Raw genomic sequence first — 22,229 nt, 5'->3', positions numbered from 1 at the left:
TCAAGCTAGGGCGGTGCGAATCGACCGGCTTGGCGACCTGGGCGCCGCGCCCCGCGTGCTGCGCGCCGTGGGTGCCGCCACCGCGCGGCTCGGCTTGCCGCCGCCGGCCGCGCTGACCGGCGAGTGGTTCGGGTCGCTGGCGCTGATCGCACCCAGCCTGTCGGCGCGGCCGGTGCCCGCGGGCGACGCCTTCGCCGTCCCGCAGTGCCCGTCGGCGCGCGACTCGGCGGCGGTGGGCGGCGGCTGGGTCGGTTACCTGTCCTACCCCGATCCCGGCGCCGACGGGAAGGGGAACCGGATCCCCGAGGCCGCGGGCGGCTGGACCGACTGCGTCCTGCGCCGCGATCGCGACGGGATGTGGTGGTACGAAAGCCTGTCCGGTGCGCCCATGCCCGACTGGCTGACCGCCGCGCTGACGGCCGCGCCGGCGCCGGCGCGCGCCTGCCGGATCCACTGGGGCGCCGCCGACCGGGAAACGCATCGCGGCGGCGTCCTGTCCTGCCTGGCGGCCATCCGCGCGGGCGAGGTGTATCAGGCCTGCGTGTGCACGCATTTCACCGGCACGGTCACCGGCGCCCCGCTGGACTTCTTCACCGACGGCGTCGCGCGAACCGCCCCGGCCCGGGCGGCCTACGTCGCGGGCGCGTGGGGCGCGGTGGCGTCGCTGTCCCCGGAGCTTTTCCTGCGGCGCCGCGGATCGGCCGTGACGTCGAGCCCGATCAAGGGCACGCTGCCGCTGGACGCCTGGCCGTCGGCGTTGCGGGCCTCGGCCAAAGAGGTCGCGGAAAACATCATGATCGTCGACCTGGTCCGCAACGACCTCGGCCGGGTCGCGCTCGTCGGCACCGTCACCGTGCCCGAGCTGCTGGTCGTCCGGCGCGCCCCCGGCGTGTGGCACCTGGTTTCCACGGTGGCCGCGCAGGTCCCCGTCGAACTCCCGACGTCGGCGCTGCTGGACGCCGCCTTCCCGCCTGCCTCGGTCACCGGAACCCCGAAACACCGTGCCCGGCAACTGATTTCACAATGGGAACACAGTCGCCGCGGAATATATTGCGGCACAATCGGTTTGGCTTCGCCGGTCGCCGGCTGTGAGCTGAACGTCGCGATCCGGACCGTCGAGTTCGACGCCCGCGGCAGCGCTGTACTGGGAGTCGGCGGCGGGATCACCGCCGACTCCGATCCCGACGCCGAATGGCAGGAGTGCCTGCACAAAGCCGCGCCGATCGTCGGGCCGCCCCGCGTGGCGGCCGCGGCGTCCGTTGGTTAGCAGGTGGGCCAGCAGAGATCGGTTAGGTGAAACATCAGCGCCGCCGCCGTGAATTTCGGATAATGCCCCACGCCACGCGTCACGTTTGCCTAAGCTTCAGGGATTGACGCGCGCCGATCGCGCGTAGACAGCTTGAGGGGGCCGTCATGAGAATTGCCGTTCTGGGCGCCGCAGCGTCCGCCCTGATGGGCGGGACCCTGGCGGTTACGCCCCTGACCTCGGTCAGCGCGCCGCTGCCCGCCTCGGGGACGTGCGGCCCGGGCGGGGCCGTATGCGAGAAGGTGGCGTCGGTTCTCATGCCCGAGACGCCGAAGCCGTCGGGACCGGGTCCCGCCGCGTCGGCCGGCGGCCCGACAACACCGTTCTCCGAGGCCAGCAACGTGATCGCGCCCGGTGGTCCACCCCAGCCCGGCGGGCCCGCGGCCGCGGCCGCGGTGCCGGGGGTGAGCTCGCCGGGAGCCGGCATCGGCGGCGCACCGAGCGCCGGCGTGGGCGTTCCGGGGGCCGGCCTGGCCGTGCCCGGGGCGCCCGACCTGTCCGGCCTGCCCGACGCCAACCTCGTGCTGCCCGCCCTGGCCGGGCTGCCCGCCGCCGCCGCGATACCCAACGACGCGGCTGTGGCCCTGTCGGTGGTCCAGGGTGTCGTGGGCGTGGGCGGCAGCGTCGTCGGCATCGGAAGCAGCGCCGTGGCCAGCCTGAGCACCGCCGCCATCGCGCTGGTCTACCTCAAGAACGCCGGCCTGCTGCCGGCCAACTTCAGTTTGGGCGTTCCGGGGGTGGGTCTCCCGGCCATCCCGGGGGTGCTGCCCGTCGCGGCTGCCCTCCCGGCAGCGGCGGCGGCCATTCCGGCCGGCCTCCCGGCCGTGGCCCTCCCGGCGGCACCGCCGCTCCCCGCGGCGCCCCCGCTGCCGGCATTGCCCGCGGTCCCCGCGGCCCTGCCCGCCCTGCCGGCCGCTCCACCGCCACTTCCGGCGTTGCCGCCGCTCCCCGCGGGGCCGCCCCCGCTGCCGGCCCTGCCGCCGCCTCCGCCGCTGCCCCCACTCCCGCCGCTGCCGCACCCTCAGGTGTGCACGCCGGGGATCGGCGTCCTGAAGGCCTGCACGCCCTGAGCCGGCCGACCGCTCACTCGCGGCGTGATTGCAGGACCGCGTCGTAGAGCAGTCGCGTACGCACGTCCGGGTGCCCGACGGCCACCTCGCTGCAGGCGTCCTTGACGCGCACCCCTCCGGCGACGAGCCGCTCCACCTCGTCCACCAGGGATTGCAGGTCGGCGCGCGGCGTCGCGCCGGCGAGCACGACGGTGATCTCACCGAGCACCCCGTCGTCGGCCCACGCCGCCAGCTCGCCGAGCGACCCGCGCACCACTTCCTCGTGCACCTTGGTCAGTTCCCGGCACACCACCGCGCGGCGCTCGCCGCCGAGCTCGTCCGCGGCGTCGCGCAGGCAGGCGGCCAGCCGGCGCGGGGATTCGAAGAACACGCAGGTGCGCCGCTCGTCGGCCAGCGAGGCGAACCAGCTTCGGCGTGCCGCCTTCTTGCGCGGAGCGAATCCCTCGAAGCAGAACCGTTCCGACGGCAGGCCGGAGACGGCGAGCGCGGTCGTCACGGCCGACGGCCCGGGGAGGCAGGTCAGCGGGACCCCGGCGTCGACGCAGGCCGCGACCAGCCGGTAGCCGGGGTCGCTGATCAACGGCATTCCGGCGTCGCTGACCAGGAGCACGGTCGCGCCGGACTTCATCGCGTCGACGAGGCCGGGTACCCGCGCGGCCTCCACCCGGTCGTAGAGGCTGACCAGGCGGCCGGTGATGGCGACGTCGAGCGCCTTGGCCAAGACCCGCACCCGCCGGGTGTCCTCGGCGGCCACCACGTCGGCGCGGGCCAGGGCGTCGATCAGGCGCGGCGAGGCGTCCGCCGGCCGGCCCAGGGGCGTCGCGGCCAGCAATAGGCGGCCAGGAGTCATGACCGACAGCCTACGATCGACACCGATGTCCGCCCCGCCCCGCGAAAGCCCCGTCGTCTTCGAAAACCGGGACGAGCGCGTCGTCCCCGTGGTCAGCCCGGGGCCGCTGGCCCCGGTCGCGGACTTCGGGCCGGCCGACACCATCCGCGGCTGGGTCGTGACCGGCGTGGTCACCCTGCTGGCGACGGTCACCCGGTTCCTCAACCTGGGCTCGCCGACCGACGCCGGCACCCCCGTCTTCGACGAGAAGCACTACGCGCCGCAGGCCTGGCAGGTGCTGCACAACCACGGGGTGGAGGACAACCCCGGGTTCGGGCTGGTGGTCCACCCCCCGGTGGGCAAGCAGCTCATCGCGATCGGCGAGGCGCTCTTCGGTTACAACGGCGTCGGCTGGCGGTTCGCCGGCGCGCTGCTGGGCGTGGTCATGGTGGTGCTGGTGACGCGGATCGTGCGCCGGATCAGCCGCTCGACGCTGGTCGGCGCGATCGCCGGCGTGCTGGTCATCTGCGACGGCGTCAGCTTCGTGACCGCGCGCACCGCCCTGCTCGACGGCATCCTGACGTTCTTCGTGGTCGCGGCGTTCGGCGCGCTCATCGTCGACCGCGATCAGGTGCGCCTGCGGCTGCACGTCGCCCTGTCGGAGGGCCGCAGCGCCGAGACCCTGTGGGGCCCGCGGCTGGGTGTGCGCTGGTGGCGTTTCCTGGCCGGCCTCATGCTCGGATTGGCTTGCGGGACAAAGTGGTCCGGCCTGTACTTCGTGGTGTTCTTCGGCGCGATGTCGCTGGCGTTCGACGTGGCGGCGCGCCGCCAGTACCAGGTGACCAGGCCGTGGCTGGGTACGCTTCGACGCGACCTGATCCCCACGGCGTATGCGTTGGCGCTCATCCCGTTCGGGGTCTACCTGGCCAGCTACGCGCCGTGGTTCGCTTCCGAGACCGCGATCGACCGCCACGAGGTGGGCCTGTCGATCGGCCCGCACTCCGTCGTTCCCATGCCCGACGCGATCCGGTCCCTGTGGCACTACACCGCCAAGGCCTTCCAGTTTCACGCGGGCCTGACGAACTCCGCCGGCAACTACCACCCCTGGGAATCCAAACCGTGGAGCTGGCCGATGTCGTTGCGGCCGGTGCTGTATGCGATCGACCAGCAGAACGTGCCCGGCTGCGGGCCGCAGTCGTGCGTCAAGGCGGAGATGCTCGTGGGCACCCCCGCGATGTGGTGGCTCTCCGTTCCGGTGCTGCTGTACGCCCTGTGGCGCATGATGATTCGCCGCGACTGGCGCTATGCGGCCGTGCTGACCGGTTATTGCGCGGGGTGGCTGCCCTGGTTCGCCGACATCGACCGGCAGATGTACTTCTTCTACGCGTCGACGATGGCGCCGTTTCTGGCCATGGGCCTCGCGCTGATCTGCGGCGACATTCTCTACGCGCGCCGGCAGAATCCCGAGAGGCGCACGCTCGGGCTCATCGCGGTCTCGTGCTACGTGGCGTTGGTCGTCACCAACTTCGCCTGGCTGTTCCCGGTACTCACCGGCCTGCCCCTCTCCCAGCAGACCTGGAACATGGAGATCTGGCTGCCCAGCTGGCGCTGACCATCACGCCGAGCAGACGCAAAAGCCCCCAAAACGCCGCGGTTTAGGGGGCTTTTGCGTCTGGTCGCGGTACTGCGCTACAACGGATCCCGCGCGACGGGGCAGGACATGCACCGCGGCCCGCCGCGGCCGGTGCCCAATTCCGACCCCGCGATGGTGAGCACCTCGATGCCCGCGTCCCGCAGCCGGGCGTTGGTCTGCGCGTTGCGTTCGTAGGCGACCACCACGCCGGGCGCCAGGGCCAACGTGTTGTTGCCGTCGTCCCACTGCTCGCGTTCGGCGACAAGCGGATCCAGCCCGGTGTCGATCACCCGCAGCTTGTCGATCCCCATCGCCCTGGCGGCGGCCTCCAAGAACGGCGTCTCGTCGCTGATGGTGATGCCGCCGGGCGTCGGCTGGATCGTGAACGCCGACAGCGCGTCGATGATGTTGGCGTACATCAGCACCGTGTCGGTGTCGACCATCGTGCACACCGTGTCCAGGTGCATCTGCGCGCGCCGCTGCGCGATCGGCACCGCCAGCACCGTGTTCGCGAGGTCGTCGTCAAACAGGCTGCGCGCCAACGCTTCCGCCCCGGCCGGCGTGGTCCGCTCGCCCACCCCGACGGCGACCACACCGGGGGCGAGCAGCAGCACGTCGCCGCCCTCGACGGGCGCGGTGCGCGACTCGTAGGCGCGCCGCACCCCGGTGAACCGCGGGTGATGCGCGTAGATCAGATCGCTCAGCGAGGCCTCGCGAACGCGGGCCGGCAGCGCCAGGGTCGGGATCACCACGCGCGGGCCGATCCAGATCGCCGAGTCGCGGGTGAACACCAGGTTGGGCAGCGGGTCGATGACGAAGTCCGCCCCGTGGTGCATCCGAAGGACCAGCGAGACGTCGGCGCGGGTATCCGCCGGCAACTCGTTGAACGTCATCCCGCCCATCAGCACGGTGGCCAACCGCACCGGATCCAGGCCCCGCAGGTAGGCCGAAAGCCGTTGGGCCAGGGGTACTCCGAGCCGACGCGCGTCCACCGCGGCGGCAACGCCCTGCATCCGGGCGGCCCCGCTGTGGCTGAGGGCCTCGGTGAGCAGGTCGGACAGCAGCAGCACCTCGACGCCGCGCGAACGCAGCAGGTCCGCGAACTGATCGTGCTCCTCCTGTGCCCGCGCCACCCACGGCAGCCCGTCGAACAGCAGCTGGTCGTTGTTGCGCGGGTTGAGGCGCAGCAGCTCGCCGCCGGGGCGGTGCAGGATGACGACCCGCAGCGCGCCCACCTCGGAATTGGTGCCCAGCTCGACAACGGCCACGCAGGAAACGGTAGCCGGTCCCCGCTCGATCGAACGGGTGTGCGATAAACTGGGGGCCGTGGGCATCGCGGTACAGGGCTCGCTGTTCGAGCACACCGAGCGCAGGGAGCTCGGTGACGGCGCCTTCATCGAGATCCGCGCCGGCTGGTTGACCGATGCCGACGGCCTGCTCGTCGAACTGCTGTCGACGGTGCCGTGGCGCGCCGAGCGCCGCCAGATGTACGACCGGGTGGTCGACGTGCCGCGGCTGGTCAGCTTTCACGACCTGACCGTCGAGGACCCTCCGCACCCGCTGCTGGGACGGCTGCGGCGCCGGCTCAACGACATCTACGCGGGCGAGCTGGGCGAGCCCTTCACCACCGTCGGATTGTGTTGCTACCGCGACGGCTCCGACAGCGTCGCCTGGCATGGCGACACCATCGGTCGCAGCAGCTCGCAAGACACCATGGTGGCCATCGTCAGCCTCGGCGCGACGCGCACCTTCGCGATGCGCCGGCGCGACCGGAATCTCGGGGGCCCGTCGCTGCGGCTGCCGCAGGCGCACGGCGACCTGCTGGTGATGGGCGGTTCGTGCCAGCGCACCTGGGAGCATGCGGTGCCCAAGACGTCGGCTCCGACGGGGCCCAGGGTGAGCATCCAGTTCCGTCCCCGCGACGTGCGCTAGCTAGCCGCGGACCGCGGCCACGGCCTTGACGAGAAGGTCGCGGGCGCGCTGGGTGTCGATCTTGGCCACCGGCTGGTCCGGTATGACCAGCGGGTTGGCGATGACGATCACCTGGTAATCGCCGAATTGAGCCGAGTAGTCATACAGCTCCCCGGTGCGGGCCGCCCCGGACACCACCGCCTGCAGCACCCGGTGCACGCCCGTGGTGTGGGCCCCATCGATGTGCGGCGCGTCGATCACCTCGAGGCCGCCCCGCACCCCGGTGCCGGCGAACGCGACCTTTGCGCAGTCTTTCCCGGGATCGTTGAACGGCAGGGCCTTTGAGGTCTCGATGGCGATGACGACGAACCTGTTCCCGTTACCCTCCGCGGACACGGCGGCCATGTTGCCCTGCAGGTCCGGCGGCATGTCCGGCCCCACCGCAACTTTCGCGCAGCTCGCCGGATCGAAGGTCAGGCCTTCGGGCAGCTTGCGGGCCGAAAGCAGCTTGGGGTCGATCGCCCGTTCGGAGATGTCGGTGACCTTGTACTCGGGCCCGAAGCTCGACTTGACTTCGGCCACCTTGCCGATGTCGGCCTTGACAGCCGGATCACCACCCGATGAGCAGCCGGCGAGCACGCAGACGGATGCGGCCGCGAGCAACACCTTGGACACCGTGGCCAATCTACCCAACGCCGGCGCTCAGCCGCGCAATGTGGACACCGTTTTGACGAGCAGATCGGCGGCGAATTGGGGCGGCAACGCGGGCAGCGCCGAACCCGGGTCCGTGGTCAGTGTGGTGAAGGCGTAATAGTTGCCCAGGTAGGCGATGAAGGTGTATGTGCGCGAATCGATTTCGGTGCCCGACTCGACGGATGACCTGGTGTCGGCCACCATGCCGAGGGTTTCGGCGTGGTCGATGTGCGGGGCGTCGACGAGGCCGACGTCGGCCGTGGTGTGCCCGTCGCTCATGGTCCACCGCGCGCACGCCGCCACGATGCCCGGGTCGAGGTCAACCGGGCCGGGCAAAGTCACCACGACCGTGTCGACGATGCCGCCGGCGCCCGAGGCGGAGAAGCCCTGTGCGCTTTGGTCGCGCCCGCCGCCGGGGTCGGCGAGCGCAACGCATTGCGGCGGACGGGTCCGCGCGTCGGCCCCCAGGCTCCAGATCACCCGCGGGGAGGCCGCGCCGGGGACGCCGGTGGCCACCTCGTAGCCGGGCGGCAGCTCGCGCACGACCCGCTTGATGTTGGCGGGATTGACCGCGGTGTCGCGGGTGGTCGTCGTTGCAGGCTTCGGCGGCGTGGACACGGGCGACTGCGCGCATGCGGCCAGCAGCACCGCGACGACGCCAATTGCCAACGGACGCATGCCCGTTCAGCCGACCGCTTCGATCACCTGACGGGCGACGCGTTTGATCTGATCGGCCATGTGACGGCTGAAGGCCGGCCGGCGCGGCACATCGATGACGGTCGTGATGACGCCGACGTCCTCGCGCTGCCAGACCGCGCCGTGGTGGTCCATGATCGCGCGCATCGGCATGTTGTCGGAAAGCATTCGCGCGGAGAATCTTTCGACACCGTCGACCCTGGCCGCGATCGACAACGCGTCGATCAGAAAGCTGCCGATCCCCCGGCCCTGATAGGCGTCGGCGACGGTGAAGGCGATCTCGGCGACCGTCGGGTCGTTCTCGTCCCGAACAAAGCGGCCATCGGCGACCGGGTAGTCCCCGTCGGTCACCACCCACACGAAGTGGTCGACGTAGTCGACCTCGGAGAGGTAGTGCAACAACGCCGGGGTCGGGATGCGGGCCGTCATGAACCGCCGATACAGCGTCTCGCTGGAGAATTGGATATGGCCGTGAACGGTCCGCTCGTCGTCGCCGGGCAGGACCGGGCGCAGCATCAGGTGGGTCCCGTCGCGGACGCGTATCGGGATCGGCGTGATGTATGCGGCCAGACGCTGGCGCACCGTGCGCAGCAGTCGCGGCATCACGCCGGGCAGATGCAGCATCCGGGTGAAGGCCTCGTTGTCGCCGATCCAGCCGGTCAGCGGTTCGGCCGTGGTGACCGTGGCGATGCGCGGGATGTCCCGCAACAGCGCGATCTCGCCCACGATCATGCCCGGCGACACCTGCCCGGAGATGATCGTGCCGTCGCGATCGATGCGGCGGATCTCGGCTTTCCCCGACGAAATGAGCAGGAACGACACGGCCCGCTCGCCCTGCTGCATCAGCACTTGGCCCGCAGCGGCGCGTAGCGGTTGAAGGCGGGCCGCCAGGGGCACCAGGTCCTCGATACGGCAGCCCTCGAAGACGTCCATCGTCGCGAGCTCTTCAGCTCGCGCCCCGGTCAGTTCGGCCACCGCGATGCCCCGCCGATCGTTCAGCCGTCTACCGCGTCAGGTCGGACACCCCGCGGTCGGATGTTGCCCAGGTTATGGGGTGTGTTCCGGACGCGGCAAGGATGCGGGCAAAGCGTCCACCCACGGCTCGGCCGATGCCGGGCCCGGTCAGCCTGTTGCGAGGCCCGCGGGCAGAAGCGTGCCATCGCCACCGAATTTCACCGCCGGCCTTCCCACTGCGCGCGGTGGACCGTTTTCGCCTCGTGCGGGGTGGGGTCAGGGCCGCGCCGACGACTTCGGAATGGCTATCGTCACGAGAAGGCCGCGGTGGTCCGACCCCGGAATCGTGAGCGTGCGCAGCGAGGTTGCCGCGCAATTGCGGGTGAGTATGTGGTCGATGGCGATGAACGGCGGCAGCCACGAATCGGCCGGGAAGGTGGGCTTGAAGCCCGTTCCGGATTGCTCGGCGGCGTCGGAGTAGCCGTGGCCCAGCAGAGCGCGGAAGGGTCGCATGTCGGTTGTGCTGTTCATGTCGGCGGCGACGATCACCGAACCCGCGCCGGCATGCTCGCCGACTTCCGACAAGGTGCTCGGCAACCGACTCATGTCGCGGCGCCAGTCGTCGATGGGCACCGGCCAGGGACCGGCCATGTGCGCCACGACGACGGTGGGGGCTACCGAGACACCCGCCACCCGTATCCGCGCGGTGAGGAACGCGAAGGTGTAACCGCCGATGCGCTCGGGTGCGTCTATCGCAAACCGACTCCACACGCCGGCTCCCCCGGGGCCGTCGCGCGGTTCAAGCCACCGATAGGGAAACGTTGCGTCCAGCCCGGCGCCGGCAAGCCGATCGGCTTCGTCCTGGGTGAGTTCCTGGAATGCGATGACGTCCGCCTGCTCGCGAGCCAGCCTCACGACATCGCCGGGATCGGCCTGGCCCAGGCGGAGGTTCGCCGAGATGACTCGAAGCCCCAGACTCGCAGGTCCAGCGGCGTTCGAGCCGCGGTACAAGGGCAGCTGGACCGCCAGCATCGCCATGGCCAAACCCACGGCGACGATCGCGAGAGTCCAGCGTCGCCCCCAGAGAAGCAATGCCGCCGACACCGGCGCGCAGAGCATCAGGTATGGCGACAGCGCCGCCGTGATCAAGGTGGCATGGCAGGTGATCGACAAATAGCGTGAGGCGAAGGCGCAGCCGGCAACGACGAGCGCGACGAGGCCGATAGCTGTCTGGGGCATCCTGTGAATCTTCACCGGTGCCGTTCGGCGTCTGGACTCAACCCTCGATCGGATACCACAAGCATACTCAAAGGCTTATCATCATCCTTTGAGTATGTATAATCGGGTCTGCAGTGTAGTATCGGTTCGGCCTCGTCGCCGGTCCGGTTCTTTTTAGGGAGAAGAAGCCCCGTGTCGTTCATAAGCAGCCAACCCGACGCCGTGATGACCCCGATGACCCCGGCCGGGCCCGCCGGCGCGACCGCGCTGCGCGCGGACGTTGTCATCTGCACCTACACCCTGGATCGGTGGGAGCTGCTGGTGCGGGCGGTCGAGTCAGCGCTCGCCCAGAGCGCGGCGCCACAGCGGCTGATCATCGTCGTCGGTCACAGCGCACCCGGCGCGGAAAACATCAATCATGAGTTGCTCGCCCGCTGCCGGCAGGAATGGGGCGCTGATCGCCCCGGCTCGCCCACCGAGATCCTCATCGTCCCAAGGCGGTTCGGAGGCACGAAGGGCTCGTCGCTCAACACCGCGCTGCTGCTCACCCGCTCCGAGATCGTCGCCTTCCTCGACGACGACGCCGAAGCGGCGCCGGACTGGCTGGAGCGGAAGCTTGCCGTGTACGCGGCCCACCCGAAAGTTGCTGCCGTCGGCGGTGCGCCACGGCCGGACTACGCGGCGCCCCGGCCGTCCTGGTTCCCGCCCGATTTCGACTGGGTGTTCGGCTGCCACTACCGCTCCCTGCCGGACCGGCTCGCCCCCATACCCCACCTGATCGGCACGAGCATGAGCGCACGTCGCGACGCCATCCTCGCTGTCGGCGGTTTCCATGCCGACTGGCACGACGACATGGACCTCTCGCACCGGATCGGCCACGCCTACGGCCCCGCGGCCGTCTGCTACGAACCGTTGGCCGAGGTGCGTCACCACGTACCGGCGGACAGATTGACGTGGTCCTACTTCTGGCGGCGCTGCTTCTACGTCAACCGCAGCAAGGTGAGCGCGTTCGCCGACATGGGCGAGGCCGGCAACATCGGCGCCGAACTGCGGTTCGCGGTGAACACGCTGCTGGGGATCGGGCCGGCGCTGGTCGCGGTCGTGGCCGGTCGGCCCGAGCGACTGCTCCAGGCACTGGTGGCAGTGTTGGGAGTCGCGCTGGCCGGGTGCGGATACGTCGCCGGCAGGGTCCAGCTCGCGCGGGGTCACCGGTCGGAGGTCCTGACAAACGGCCTCAGCGCGGCTGACGTGCGCGAAGCCCGCGCCGCCGTCCCCGCGACCGCGGGCGTCTTCGCGATCAGCGATGCATAACCTCATCGTCGGGACGGGCCCGGCCGCGGCAGCGGCCGTCCTCGCCCTCGCCGACGACCCGTCCGAGCAGATCACCGTCGTCGACATCGGCGAACGGCTGGCCGGCGACACGGCCGCGGCGCTCGACCGGATGAGCGTGCTGGCGCCGGCGCAGTGGGCCCGCGCCGACCGCGAGCTGGTCACCGTGCAGCCGGCGGGGCTCGCCGGATCGGCGCTCCCGGAGAAGCGCGCGTACGGCTCGAATCACATGTTCGTCGACCGCGGCCAGCAGCGCGGGCTCACGATGCCCGACCGCGGCAATCACGCGGCGGTCTCCGGGGCGGTGGGCGGCTTCTCGACGGTCTGGGGCGCGCAGATCATGCCGTTCTCCCGGGCCACGTTCCACCGGTGGCCGTTCGGGTGGGATGAGATCGAACCGCACTACCGCGCCGTGCTGAACGAGGTGCCGCTGGCGGGCGAGGACGACGACTACGCCGAGGACTTCCCCTTGCTCTCGGCGCGTGCGCAGCTACCACCGGTGTCCGCACGCACCGCCGACGTGCTCGACCGGTACCAGCGCCATCGCGACGCCATCCGGGCGGCGGGCATCGTCGTCGGTAAGGCACGCCTCGCACTGGCGGCGAACTCGTGCGTGAACTGCGGGCTCTGCATGACGGGTTGCCCCTACTCGCTGATCTACTCCGCGCGACAGACGGTCGACCGGTTCGTCGCACGCGGTCGGGTGCGGCACATATCGGGCGTGCTGGTCACCGCGGTCGATCAGCCGGTCGGCTGCGCGCCATCCATCCGGGGGACCGACCTCGCCAGCGGGCGCGAGGTGCGCCTCGAGGCCGACCGCGTCTTCGTGGGCGCCGGTGGGCTGGGCAGCACGCGGATCGCGCTCAACTCGCTGCCCCTGCCGCCGAGCCAGGTGGCGCTGCAGGAGTCCGTACAGTTCCTGGTGCCTTTCGTATCCCGCCGCTCCACCGGCGATCCCCGCGGACAGCACGACTTCACGCTCAACCAGTTCAACCTGCTGCTCAAGTACGACGACGAGGCGTACACGACGTCCCAGGTGCACTGCTATCCGTACAACCCGGCGATTGCCGAGGCGCTCCCGGGCTGGCTGCCTCCGTCGTTGAGCGGCGCCGTGCTCGGCCGCGTCACCGCCGGGCTCGGATACCTGCCCTCCTGGCGATCGCCGCAGCTCCGAGTCGCCTTGCGCGCCCGGCACGAGGGCGCTCTGCCCGACATCGAGGTGCGGGTGGTGTCCGACCGGCGCCCGGCGATGCTCGCCTCGGTGCTGCGCCGGCTGAGCGCGCTGGGGCCCAAGCTCGACCTCTTCCCGGTACTGCCGATGGTGCGGCTCTCCGGCCCGGGCAAGAGCTACCACTTCGGCTCCACGTTCCCGCACGGCGGCGGCCCCAATGGCTCGGATGCGCTCGGTCGCATCGGTGATTTCCGCAACGTGCATCTCATCGACGGCTCGGTCCTGCCTTCGGTGCCGTCGACCACGTTCACGCTCACGGTGATGGCCAACGCCCACCGAATCGTGTCGGCGAGCCGGCATGTCTGACGCGGGCTCCCGGGCCGTCGCGATCACCGGCGCGAACGGGTATGTCGGCAGCACACTGTGCGCCGCCTTCGCCGCAGCGGGCTACCACGTGATCGCGCTGCAGCGGTCGGCTCCCGTGGACAAGGCATGGGAGCACGTGCCCTACACCCTCGAGAACGGACCCGCGGCGGCGCTGCCCGAGGGCCTGGAAGCGGTCGTCCATTGCGCCTACGACCTGCGCGCGCGCGACCGCGCCGAGATCGAACGCATCAACCTGCGCGGGACTGAAAAGCTGATAACCGCCGTCGGTGACGTCCCGATCGTCTTCATCTCGTCGATGTCGGCATACTCGGGCACGCGGCAGATCTACGGCATGACCAAGCTGGCCTGCGAGGACCTCGTCGCCGCGCACGGCGGGACGTCACTTCGCCTCGGGCTCGTCCACGGCTGCGGCGACGGCGGCATGATCGGCGCGTTACGCAAAGTGGCCGCGCTCCCCGTCGTGCCGATCTTGCGCCCCGACTCCTACCAGTACGCCATCCACGCCGAAGACATGGCGAACTGCGTGCTCGCGACCGTCAAGCAGCCTCCGCCGCACCGCGTCCTCGGTGTGGCCGCGCCGCGACGGGTGCCGTTCAGCGAGATCATTCGCACCCTGCGGGCGGCGGCCACGTCGAAGCCCCTCCGTCCTGTCCCGGTGTCCTCCGCGCTGCTTTACCGGACATTGCGCGCGGGCGAGGCGGTTGGCCTGCGAATCGGTTTTCGCGCCGACTCGCTGCTCGGGCTCATGCATCCCGCGCCGGACGTCCCGCACGTCGGCTACTGGGCGGAGCGGAGCGTCAAGTTGCGGGACTTCTCGAACGACGCCGCGGATCTCCGGCATGTCGAGCGAGGGGCCGGCTGACGAGACCGTCCGGTCTGTTGATAGCCCGCCTACCGTTTTCGCCGACGCTTTCAACCGTCTATGCGAAACTGTTTGTCGGTTATAACCTTCCATTGTCGTCTAATGGTATGTAAGATGGCATTCAGGTGCACCATCGGTATAGGCATACCTCGCACTCAAGTGTCGGCGTAGCAGCCCGCGTCGGGCCGCTTCCGTTAGGAGAGCACATGTCGTTGGTGACCACGCAGCCAGAAACGCTCGTGTCGACGGCCGGTGATTTCACCAGCGACAACACGGCCGGCGGCGCGCCCGAGATCGTCGCCGCCGTCGCAGCGGCAGCCTCGGGGCAGGCACCGCCCTACGGCGCCGACAGTTGGACTTCGAGCGCACGACGGCGCTTGAGCGAGATCTTTGATTGCGACGTCGATCTGCTTCCCGTGTCGACCGGCTCGGCCGCCAACGCCTTGAGCCTCGCCGCGCTGACCCCACCGTGGGGCAGCGTGTTATGCCACCGCGACAGCCACGTCAACAACGACGAGTGCGGCGCGCCGGAGTTCTTCACCGGGGGCGCCAAACTCGTTGCTCTCGAAGGGGAAAACGCCAAGATCGACGCCGACGAGCTGCGGGCGGCGGTGGGCCGCAAGGTCGGAGACGTGCACAGCGTGCAACCCTCCGTGTTGAGCCTGACCCAGGCAACCGAGGCCGGTGCGGTGTACACCCCCGCCGAGATCGGATACCTGGCCTCCATCGCGAAGCACGCCGGCCTGCGCGTTCACCTGGACGGCGCCCGCCTCGCCAACGCCGTCGCCGCGCTGGGCTGCCACCCCGCCGAGCTGACCTGGCGCGCCGGCGTGGACGTGCTGTCGTTCGGCGCGATCAAGAACGGGAGCATCACCGCCGACGCGATCGTCGTCTTCGACCGTTCCGTGACCACCGAGCTGAGCTTCCGGGCCAAGCGCGCCGGGCAACTCGCCGCCAAGATGCGTTTCGCCGCCGCCCAACTCGACGCCTACCTCGCCGACGATCTGTGGCTGCGCAACGCCCGGCACGCCAACGCCATGACCGCCCGGCTCGAAAAGGGGCTGAAGTCCGTTCCCGGCGTTCGCATCGTCGGCAGCCCGGAGGCCAACATCGTCTTCTGCCACCTGCCCCAGCACGTCGTCTACGGGCTTCTGGACCGGGGCTACGGCTTTTACCACCGCCGCTGGGAGCCGGGTGTCGTCCGTTTCGTCACCTCCTTCGCCACCACGACCCACGAAGTCGACGACCTGGTGTGCGCGGTCCGCCGCCTCAGCGCGGGTGCGATCGAGGAAAGCCGGCCCAAACGGGCTCGAAGGCACAGATCAGTCCGCCCCCGCCGATCCGACGGGGCGTGCATGGGAGGCGTCCGATGATCGAGATGGCCATCGTGGGGCTCGGCTCGTGGGGCCTGTGCGTCCTGGAGCGGACGGTGAACCGGGCCCGGCAGCTGGGGACGCCGGTGCGGGTACACCTGATCGAGCCGTCTCAGCTCGGCGGTGGGGTTTACTCCGCCGAGCAGCCCGACTTCCTCGTACTCAACAACGCCTGCGGTCAGCTCTCCCTCTACGTCGCCCCCGACGGGGACACCCTGCCGCCCTACGCCGTGGGACTGCATCCGTGGGCGGTGGTCCGCGGCTACCGCTGGGTGGGTCATGAGTGCCGCATCGGCGCCGGGGGTGACCCCATCCTGCCCACCGACTACCTGCCCCGGCGGTTGATGGGCGAGTACCTGGTCTGGTTCTACGACACCCTGGTGTCCTATGCCCCGCCCAACCTCGAGATCGTCCGGCACTACGCGGCGGCCGTCGACATCTCGCAGGCCCTGCAGGGGCGCGAGGCGGTGCTGCTCGACAACGGCACCACCCTGACGGTCGACCACGTGGTGCTGACCTCGGGGCACACCTGGAATCACGAGCGCGGGGCCGACGGGGGCGTGCGCTACCTGCCGCCCTACCCCGTCGAGTGCCTCGACCAGAGCGCCCCGGCCGGATCGTCGCTGGCCGTGGCCGGCATGGGCCTGGTCTGCTTCGACGTCCTGACCGCCCTCACCATCGGACGCGGCGGGACCTTCGTCGACCGGTGCGATCGGGCCGACCGGTTGCGGTACGTGCCCTCGGGCCGGGAGCCGACCATCACCCTCTATTCGCGCTCGGGAGCGCCGTACTGTGCCAAGTCGGCCACCGGCGTCGACCCCTACGGCCAGTACGAGCCGGTGGTGTGCACCCCCGAGGAGTTCGCGGCGCTGACCAACCCGGGCGGGTCGCCGGTGCGGCGACACGTGGACTTCCGGGCCGAGCTGCTGCCGCTCATCTTCGCCGAGATGCAGGCGCGCTACTACATCCAAGCCGCCCTGCTCGGCGGGGGCGACGTGGAGTCGAAGGAGGTCCGCACCGTCCTCCGCCAAGGCTGGGTCGACGGGCACTACGAGAAGGTCGTCGACGGTCTCGAGCCGCGGTACGGGCGCTTCGACCCGGCCACCCACCTCTTCGCCGGGTCGGACCGCCACTACACGTCGGCCGCCGACTACCAGGGCCAGGTCTACGACATGATCGAGGACGACCTCACCGAGGCCCTGCGGCCCGGGGGGAGCCCGGTCAAGGCGGCGCAGGAGGTGCTGCGCATCCTTCGCGACCAGCTGCGCTCGGTCATCGAGTTCGGCGGTCTGTCGCTCGACTCCTACGTCGAGTTCCAGTCGAACGTCCGCGGCCGCATCAATCGCCTGGAAGCGGGCGTGCCACCCATGCGGTCCCAGCAGCTGCTGGGGCTGCTCGACGCCGGGGTGGTGCGCATCCCGCTCGGACCTGACCCGGAGTTGGCGGCCGGTCCCGACGGCGTCCGCCTGCGCTCCACGGCGCTCGACGAGCCGGCGACCGTCACCGCCGACGGGGTGCTGCGGGGCTATCTCGACATGCCGTCGCTGGCCCGGTCGGGCTCCCCCCTACTCAACCGTCTCTATGCCAAGGGAAGGCTGACCCAGCTCAGCTACGGTGACACGCCCGTGGGCAGCGTGGCCATCAACGAGGACTTCCACCCCTACGACACCGAGGGCCGGCTCCAGCCCAACATCTCCCTGCTGGGCGTCCTCACCGAGGGAGTGCGCTACTTCACCCACTACCTGCCCTCGCCCCGCAGCCGCCTGCGGGCCGTCTACGACGCCCAGGACTGCGTCGAGGCCGTGATCGGCTGAGCCCATGACGGATACGGATTCTTCAGCGACCGGACGGGCGCGGCCGCTGGTGGCGGTCGGCTACGGGCCGCGCTGCGTTCCGGTGATGCAGCTGGCCGAGGCGGCCGCCGGCCTCTGCGACCTGCTGTGGCTGATCGACACGGGCGTGCCGGGGATGGGCGAGATGGCCGATCTTCTCAACCGCTTCGGCCCCGTCGTCGACCTCGCGGACATGAGCGCCGAGCAGGCGGTCAGGACCCTGGCCGACTGGGAGCCCGACGGCATGACCACCTACCTCGACGCCGGGATGGTCGAGCTGGCCCGGATGGCCGAGAAACTGGGCCTGCCCTTCCACAGCCCGGCCACCGCCGCCGCCCTCACCGACAAGGCCCGCCAGCGCCGGGCCCTGGCCGACGGCGGCGTCGACATCCCCCCGTGCCACCTCATCCGCCCCCACCAGTCCGAGCCCGAGCTGTCGGCCGTCGAGGCCCAGGTCGGATGGCCCGCCATCCTCAAGCCCCGCTCGGCGCAGGGCAGCCGCTGCACCTTCCTGGTCCGCGACCGTGCCGAGCTCGAGAAGCTGCTCGGCGCCCTCGGCCCGGGCCGGCCCGACATGGTCCTCGAGGGTTACCTGGCCGACGACCCGGCCCGCGCCGGTGGCCCCTACGCCGGCTACGTGTCGGTCGAGAGCGTGGTGGCCGAGGGCAACATCAGCCACCTGGCCCTGACCGGCCGCTTCCCGCCGGCCGAAAACTTCCGTGAGACCGGGTTCTTCATCCCCGCCGCCCTCGATGTCGAGAGCCGCTCGGCGGTCCTGGACCTGGCCACCCGGGCCATCGACGCCCTGGGGGTGCGCACCGGGTGCCTGCACACCGAGGTCAAGTTCACCCCCGACGGGCCCCGCATCATCGAGGTCAACGGACGCGTGGGCGGCGGCGTGCCCGAGATGCTGGAGCGAGCCGCCGGCGTCAGCCTGCTCGATCTCACCTTGCGGGTGGCCTTGGGCGAGCCGGTGTCCCTCGACGGGCCGCTGGCGACACAACGCATCGGCTATCGCTTCTTCCTCCAGCCGCCGACCGTGTCGGCCACGGTGACGGCGATCGAGGGCATCAACGACTTCACCGACCGCGCCGAGGTGGACACGGTCAGCGTCCACCAGGGCCCGGGGGCGGCCCTCGACTGGCGGGACGGCTCCGGCAACCACATCGTGGCCGTGGTCGGCTCGACCGAGGACGAGCAGCAGTTGCAGGCGGCCTACCGGCTCCTCCACCAGGAGGTCACGGTCACCTACACCGACGTGAGGCATTGAGCGGTGAGCGTCCAACTGTCCTTCGACCTCGACCTGGCGGCGCCGGACCGGGCCGACGAATCGACGCCGGTGCGGTGCGCCCTGGTCAACAACATGCCCGACGCCGCCTTCGGCGCCACCGAGCGGCAGTTCGTGGGCCTGCTGGAGGCCGGCAGCGAGGCGGTCGCCGTCACCCGTCACACCATGACCGGAGTGCCGCGGGGCGAGCGGATCCGGGCCCGGATCGCCGACGAGTACCGTCCGCTCGACGACCTCATCTCGGACCCGCCCGACCTGCTGGTGGTGACCGGCTGCAACCCGGTCGAGTCCCGCCTCGAGGACGAGCCCTACTGGTCCGATCTGTGCGGCCTGCTGCGGTGGGGTACCGCGAACGTGCCGGTCATGGTGCTGTCCTGCCTGGCGGCCCACGCGGCCCTCGCCGTCTTCGACGGCGTCGGACGGACCACCCTGCCGGTCAAGTGCACCGGCGTCTTCGCCCAGGAGGCCGACCCGACCCACCCCCTGACCGCTGGTTTCGCCGAATTCCGCGGTCCCGTCGTCCTGCCGCACTCGCGGCTCAACACCGTGCCCGTGGCAGCGGTGGCCGCCGCCGGCTACGCGGTCGCCCTGCAGTCCGACGAGGTCGGATGGAGCGTGGTCACGAAGAAGCTGGGCCGGTCCGAGGTCGTGTTGGTCCAGGGTCATCCCGAGTACGACCCCTCGAGCCTGGTGCGCGAGTACCACCGGGACGTGCGGCGCTATGCCAGCCACGAGAGCGACGTTCCGCCCTGCCTCCCCCGGGACTGCGTGGCAGGCCCGGACTGGGACGGGCTGCGCGTGCTGCACGAGCGGGTGCTGGGCGGCGAGCGGGACCCGGCCCTGGTGACCGCCTTCCCCTTCGACGAGGTAGGGGCCCGCGCACCCTGGCCGTGGCGGGACGCGGCCCAGCGTCTGTACGCCAACCTGCTGAGCACGATCCCGAAGAGGAGCGCCTGAGGCCATGCACGACGAGACCATCGCCATTCACGGTGGCTACACACCCGACGGAACGCGGGCTGTCGCCGTGCCCATCTACCAGACGGTCGCCCACGACTTCATCAACGCCGCCCACGCCGGCGCCGTGCTCGACCTGGAGACGCCCGGCTTCCACTACAACCGGCTCAACAACCCGACGTTGGACGTCCTCGAGCAGCGCATCTGCGCCCTCGAAGGGGGAACGGCGGCGTTGGTCGTGGCCTCCGGCATGGCCGCCGTCAGCTATGCGATCCTGACGGTGGCCAGCGCGGGCACCAACTTCGTGGTGGCCCCCCAGCTCTACGGGGCCACCTTCACATACTTCGCCCACGTGCTGCCCACGCTGGGCATCGAGGCCCGCTTCGCCGCCGACGACCGGGCCGAGTCCATCGCCCCCCTCATCGACGAGAACACCCGCGCCGTGTTCTGCGAGACCATCGGCAACCCGGCCGGCAACATCGTGGACCTCGAGGCCGTGGCCGCCGTGGCCCACGCGGCCGGCGTGCCCCTCATCGTCGACAACACGGTGGCCACACCGCTGGTGCTCAAGCCGTTCGAGCACGGGGCCGATGTTGTCGTGCACTCGCTGACCAAATTCGTGGGCGGCCACGGCACCACCCTGGGTGGGGCCATCGTGGACGGCGGCCGGTTCCCGTGGGCCGACCATCCCGACCGCTTCCCCATGTTCAACGAGCCCGAACCCGCCTTCCACGGCGTCGTCTTCGCCCGCGACTTCCCCGAGCGGCCCTTCACCGTGCGGGCCCGGTCCACCCAGCTGCGCAACAGCGGCGCCACCCTCTCCCCCTTCAACGCCTTCCTGCTGCTGCAGGGCCTCGAGACGATGGCCCTGCGGCTCGAGCGCCACGAGGCCAACGCGCGGGCCGTGGCCGCCTACCTGGCCGCCGACCCGCGGGTGGCCTGGGTGAGCTTCGCCGGTTTTCCCGACCATCCCTACCACCGCCTGGTCGACCGTTACCTGCACGGGCGCGTGCCGTCGATCGTCACCTTCGGTGTCGCGGGCGGCTACGACGCCGGACTGGCCTTCTTCGATGCGCTCCAGCTCGTCAAGCGGCTGCTCAATCTAGGGGACGCCAAGACCCTGGCGATCCACCCCGCCTCCACCACCCACCGCCAGCTGTCCGACGAGGAGCTGGTGAAGGCCGGCATCCGGCCGGAGACGATCCGGCTGTCCATCGGGATCGAGCACATCGACGACATCATCGACGACATCGACCAGGCCCTGGACAAGGCCACGACCGTCTAGGACGGTCCGGCTCAGCTCGCGTCGAACTGCCTGCACTTGCCCCGCGACAGGCGCTCTATGGAGGCGACCTCGTGCACGCTGACGTCCGACACCGGACCCCCGTGCCGGCGCAGCACGTCGACCAGCTCGGCCTGCAGGCGCGGCAGATCGGATGAGCCGTCGGTCACGACGGACACGTCGAGACCACCTTGCGTCTTGCCGACCGAGAAGTTGACGAGGCCGGGGGTGGCGACGACAGCCTGCTCGACGGCGGCGCGCGGCACGCGGGCACCGCCGTCGTACTCGAAGGCGCCGTTGATCCGACCGTTGACCGAGAGGATGCGGCGATGAGCGCAGCCGCACGGACAGGGCTCGTCCGACATCGTCACCGCGTCGACGAGGTCATAGCGGATCAGCGGCTGGTCCAGGTTGAACAGGTTGGTGAGCAGCATCCGATCCGCGGGTTGCCCATACGGCACCAGGTTGCCGTCGGCGTCGGCCGGCTCGAGAATGACGAGATCGTCGGCGACGTGCATGCCTTCCCCGACGCCGCACGGAAAGGCGTAAGTGCCCTCCGAGCAGCCCCAGAACTCCGACGCCTCGATCCCCCACGCGGCCCGAACCGCTTCTCGCACGGGCGGTCTGCAGAGCTCTCCCGCGACGCTCACCCAGGTCGGTTTGATGGTGAGTCGTCCCCGCATCGCCTCCTGAGCAAGCTCCCAGATCAGGCTCGGCCATCCCTGCAGCGCCTGCACCGCGGGGCGGGCGTTGTTGAGACGTTCGACAACCGTGTCCAACGGGAGCGTGGCATCGACACAGTGCGAGGTGGGGCCTCCGCTCTCGAAGGTGCTGAAGGCGTAGAAGATTCCCGATTCGTGCTTGGGACTGCAGCTGAAGCACTGCGCCAGCACCGCGTCCGGGTCCTCGCCGCGTCGTCCGGTCCAGCGCGAGCCCTGCATCACGAAGGTGACGAACGCGTCCCAGCCGTAGACATGCAATGACGGGCGTCCGACGTATCCGGACGTGATGATGGCGCGGTACTCGTCGTCGAGGTAGCCGTCGCCGCTCAACTGATCGAGGTGCTGTTCGACCCGGGAACGTGTCAACCCGGGAACGGTGACCAGCCGGTCGAACTCCTCCATCATCTCGGGCTTGGTCAGGACCGGCAGGGACGGCAGGTCCGCTTCGGTGAAATTCGCCAGATCGTGGCCCGCCAGCCTTTCGCGCCAGAACGGGGAGCGGTCGGCTGCGTGCACCAGCAACTCCCGCAGACGCCGTTGGCGTTCCGCGGCGAGGCGCTCTGCGTCCCATCGCAGCCGGCGCACGCCCTGCATGTAGGTGTCTTGCAATTGAGCACGCTGGCGCCGGACTAACTGCTCGTAATGTCCCCCCGACGCAGGGGCGGTTGCCCTCTCTTGCACCCGGCGATCGTAGCCCAGGCACCGCGCCGCGACAGTGT

Annotated in this window: 18 protein-coding genes and 1 pseudogene; 12 read left to right on the top strand and 7 right to left on the bottom strand. The window is 70.5% G+C overall.

The features are described 5' to 3' along the window. Nucleotides 1–13: 13 nt before the first annotated feature. Together A5705_RS24530 and A5705_RS24525 are read left to right on the top strand one after the other, a co-directional pair. A complete protein-coding gene (locus A5705_RS24530) occupies nt 14–1,267 on the top strand; it encodes an aminodeoxychorismate synthase component I (RefSeq protein ID WP_067877543.1) in 1,254 nt (417 codons plus the stop codon). A 146-nt stretch (nt 1,268–1,413) separates the two neighbouring features. Beyond that, nucleotides 1,414–2,376: a hypothetical protein gene (locus tag A5705_RS24525; protein WP_082956673.1), complete on the top strand. Its 963-nt coding sequence runs from the start codon at nt 1,414–1,416 to the stop codon at nt 2,374–2,376. On the opposite strand, the pseudogene rsmI reads toward A5705_RS24525, so the two are convergent. Next, nucleotides 2,328–3,226: pseudogene (gene rsmI, locus A5705_RS24520) on the bottom strand (16S rRNA (cytidine(1402)-2'-O)-methyltransferase). The gene A5705_RS24525 and the pseudogene rsmI sit on opposite strands and share 49 nt — an antisense overlap. Before the next feature lie 25 nt (nt 3,227–3,251). Here rsmI and A5705_RS24515 point away from each other — a divergent pair. Next, nucleotides 3,252–4,817 (top strand): dolichyl-phosphate-mannose--protein mannosyltransferase, encoded by a 1,566-nt coding sequence (locus A5705_RS24515; RefSeq protein WP_068280539.1) that lies wholly within the window; start codon nt 3,252–3,254, stop codon nt 4,815–4,817. Between the two features lie 77 nt (nt 4,818–4,894). Here A5705_RS24515 and arcA read toward each other — a convergent pair whose 3' ends face one another. After that, entirely contained in the window at nt 4,895–6,106 is a 1,212-nt protein-coding gene (arcA, locus tag A5705_RS24510) for an arginine deiminase (RefSeq protein ID WP_067877555.1), read from the bottom strand. 58 nt (nt 6,107–6,164) lie between these two features. Here arcA and A5705_RS24505 point away from each other — a divergent pair, with 58 nt between their 5' ends. Then, complete coding sequence (locus A5705_RS24505; RefSeq protein ID WP_197516939.1) at nt 6,165–6,770, top strand: alpha-ketoglutarate-dependent dioxygenase AlkB; 606 nt, start codon at nt 6,165–6,167, stop codon at nt 6,768–6,770. On the opposite strand, the gene A5705_RS24500 is transcribed toward A5705_RS24505, so the two are convergent. From A5705_RS24500 to A5705_RS24485, 4 genes are all read right to left on the bottom strand, one after another. Further along, nucleotides 6,771–7,424: a DUF5642 family protein gene (locus A5705_RS24500; protein ID WP_068280536.1), complete on the bottom strand. Its 654-nt coding sequence runs from the start codon at nt 7,422–7,424 to the stop codon at nt 6,771–6,773. 27 nt (nt 7,425–7,451) lie between these two features. Then, nucleotides 7,452–8,120, bottom strand: coding sequence for a DUF5642 family protein (locus tag A5705_RS24495; RefSeq protein WP_068280533.1), 669 nt, complete (start codon nt 8,118–8,120; stop codon nt 7,452–7,454). A gap of 6 nt (nt 8,121–8,126) precedes the next feature. Further along, nucleotides 8,127–9,071, bottom strand: a complete 945-nt coding sequence (locus A5705_RS24490; RefSeq protein WP_156738338.1) for a GNAT family N-acetyltransferase — start codon at nt 9,069–9,071, stop codon at nt 8,127–8,129. Between the two features lie 297 nt (nt 9,072–9,368). Continuing rightward, nucleotides 9,369–10,331 carry an endonuclease/exonuclease/phosphatase family protein gene (locus A5705_RS24485; protein ID WP_082956679.1) on the bottom strand — a complete coding sequence of 321 codons (963 nt, stop codon included), beginning with the start codon at nt 10,329–10,331 and terminating at the stop codon, nt 9,369–9,371. A 171-nt stretch (nt 10,332–10,502) separates the two neighbouring features. Between A5705_RS24485 and A5705_RS24480 the strand changes: the two genes are divergently transcribed. The 8 genes from A5705_RS24480 (at nt 10,503) to A5705_RS24445 (ending at nt 20,791) form a co-directional block, all read left to right on the top strand. Then, nucleotides 10,503–11,621, top strand: a complete 1,119-nt coding sequence (locus tag A5705_RS24480) for a glycosyltransferase family 2 protein (protein ID WP_068280530.1) — start codon at nt 10,503–10,505, stop codon at nt 11,619–11,621. Continuing rightward, on the top strand, nt 11,614–13,176 hold the full coding sequence (locus tag A5705_RS24475; RefSeq protein WP_068280527.1) for a GMC family oxidoreductase: 1,563 nt from the start codon (nt 11,614–11,616) through the stop codon (nt 13,174–13,176). Before A5705_RS24480 ends, A5705_RS24475 begins: the two co-directional genes overlap by 8 nt. Further along, a complete protein-coding gene (locus tag A5705_RS24470) occupies nt 13,169–14,059 on the top strand; it encodes an NAD(P)-dependent oxidoreductase (RefSeq protein ID WP_068280524.1) in 891 nt (296 codons plus the stop codon). Before A5705_RS24475 ends, A5705_RS24470 begins: the two co-directional genes overlap by 8 nt. A gap of 206 nt (nt 14,060–14,265) precedes the next feature. Continuing rightward, entirely contained in the window at nt 14,266–15,432 is a 1,167-nt protein-coding gene (locus A5705_RS24465; RefSeq protein ID WP_082956672.1) for a low specificity L-threonine aldolase, read from the top strand. Continuing rightward, on the top strand, nt 15,429–17,246 hold the full coding sequence (locus A5705_RS24460) for an FAD/NAD(P)-binding protein (protein WP_068280520.1): 1,818 nt from the start codon (nt 15,429–15,431) through the stop codon (nt 17,244–17,246). Before A5705_RS24465 ends, A5705_RS24460 begins: the two co-directional genes overlap by 4 nt. 4 nt (nt 17,247–17,250) lie before the next feature. Continuing rightward, nucleotides 17,251–18,534 carry an acetyl-CoA carboxylase biotin carboxylase subunit family protein gene (locus A5705_RS24455; protein WP_156763217.1) on the top strand — a complete coding sequence of 428 codons (1,284 nt, stop codon included), beginning with the start codon at nt 17,251–17,253 and terminating at the stop codon, nt 18,532–18,534. 3 nt (nt 18,535–18,537) lie between these two features. Next, entirely contained in the window at nt 18,538–19,509 is a 972-nt protein-coding gene (locus A5705_RS24450) for a homoserine O-succinyltransferase (protein ID WP_067877585.1), read from the top strand. Nucleotides 19,510–19,513: 4 nt separating this feature from the next. Beyond that, nucleotides 19,514–20,791, top strand: coding sequence for an O-acetylhomoserine aminocarboxypropyltransferase/cysteine synthase family protein (locus A5705_RS24445; RefSeq protein ID WP_067877588.1), 1,278 nt, complete (start codon nt 19,514–19,516; stop codon nt 20,789–20,791). A gap of 11 nt (nt 20,792–20,802) precedes the next feature. Here the strand turns inward: A5705_RS24445 and A5705_RS24440 are convergent, their stop codons facing one another. Further along, nucleotides 20,803–22,119 carry a phenylacetate--CoA ligase family protein gene (locus A5705_RS24440; protein WP_156738331.1) on the bottom strand — a complete coding sequence of 439 codons (1,317 nt, stop codon included), beginning with the start codon at nt 22,117–22,119 and terminating at the stop codon, nt 20,803–20,805. Nucleotides 22,120–22,229: the final 110 nt, after the last annotated feature.

It is taken from the genome of Mycobacterium sp. E787, from assembly GCF_001668725.1.
GTDB lineage: Bacteria > Actinomycetota > Actinomycetes > Mycobacteriales > Mycobacteriaceae > Mycobacterium.
This window is presented reverse-complemented; position numbering and strand designations above follow the sequence as displayed.

Coding starts and splice junctions, on each gene's coding strand:
- A5705_RS24525 (WP_082956673.1), top strand. CDS start 1,414: ATGAGAATTGCCGTTCTGGGCGCCGCAGCGTCCGCCCTGATGGGCGGG.
- A5705_RS24515 (WP_068280539.1), top strand. CDS start 3,252: ATGTCCGCCCCGCCCCGCGAAAGCCCCGTCGTCTTCGAAAACCGGGAC.
- A5705_RS24495 (WP_068280533.1), bottom strand. CDS start 8,120: ATGCGTCCGTTGGCAATTGGCGTCGTCGCGGTGCTGCTGGCCGCATGC.
- A5705_RS24490 (WP_156738338.1), bottom strand. CDS start 9,071: ATGGACGTCTTCGAGGGCTGCCGTATCGAGGACCTGGTGCCCCTGGCG.
- A5705_RS24485 (WP_082956679.1), bottom strand. CDS start 10,331: ATGCCCCAGACAGCTATCGGCCTCGTCGCGCTCGTCGTTGCCGGCTGC.
- A5705_RS24475 (WP_068280527.1), top strand. CDS start 11,614: ATGCATAACCTCATCGTCGGGACGGGCCCGGCCGCGGCAGCGGCCGTC.
- A5705_RS24470 (WP_068280524.1), top strand. CDS start 13,169: ATGTCTGACGCGGGCTCCCGGGCCGTCGCGATCACCGGCGCGAACGGG.
- A5705_RS24465 (WP_082956672.1), top strand. CDS start 14,266: ATGTCGTTGGTGACCACGCAGCCAGAAACGCTCGTGTCGACGGCCGGT.
- A5705_RS24460 (WP_068280520.1), top strand. CDS start 15,429: ATGATCGAGATGGCCATCGTGGGGCTCGGCTCGTGGGGCCTGTGCGTC.
- A5705_RS24455 (WP_156763217.1), top strand. CDS start 17,251: ATGACGGATACGGATTCTTCAGCGACCGGACGGGCGCGGCCGCTGGTG.
- A5705_RS24445 (WP_067877588.1), top strand. CDS start 19,514: ATGCACGACGAGACCATCGCCATTCACGGTGGCTACACACCCGACGGA.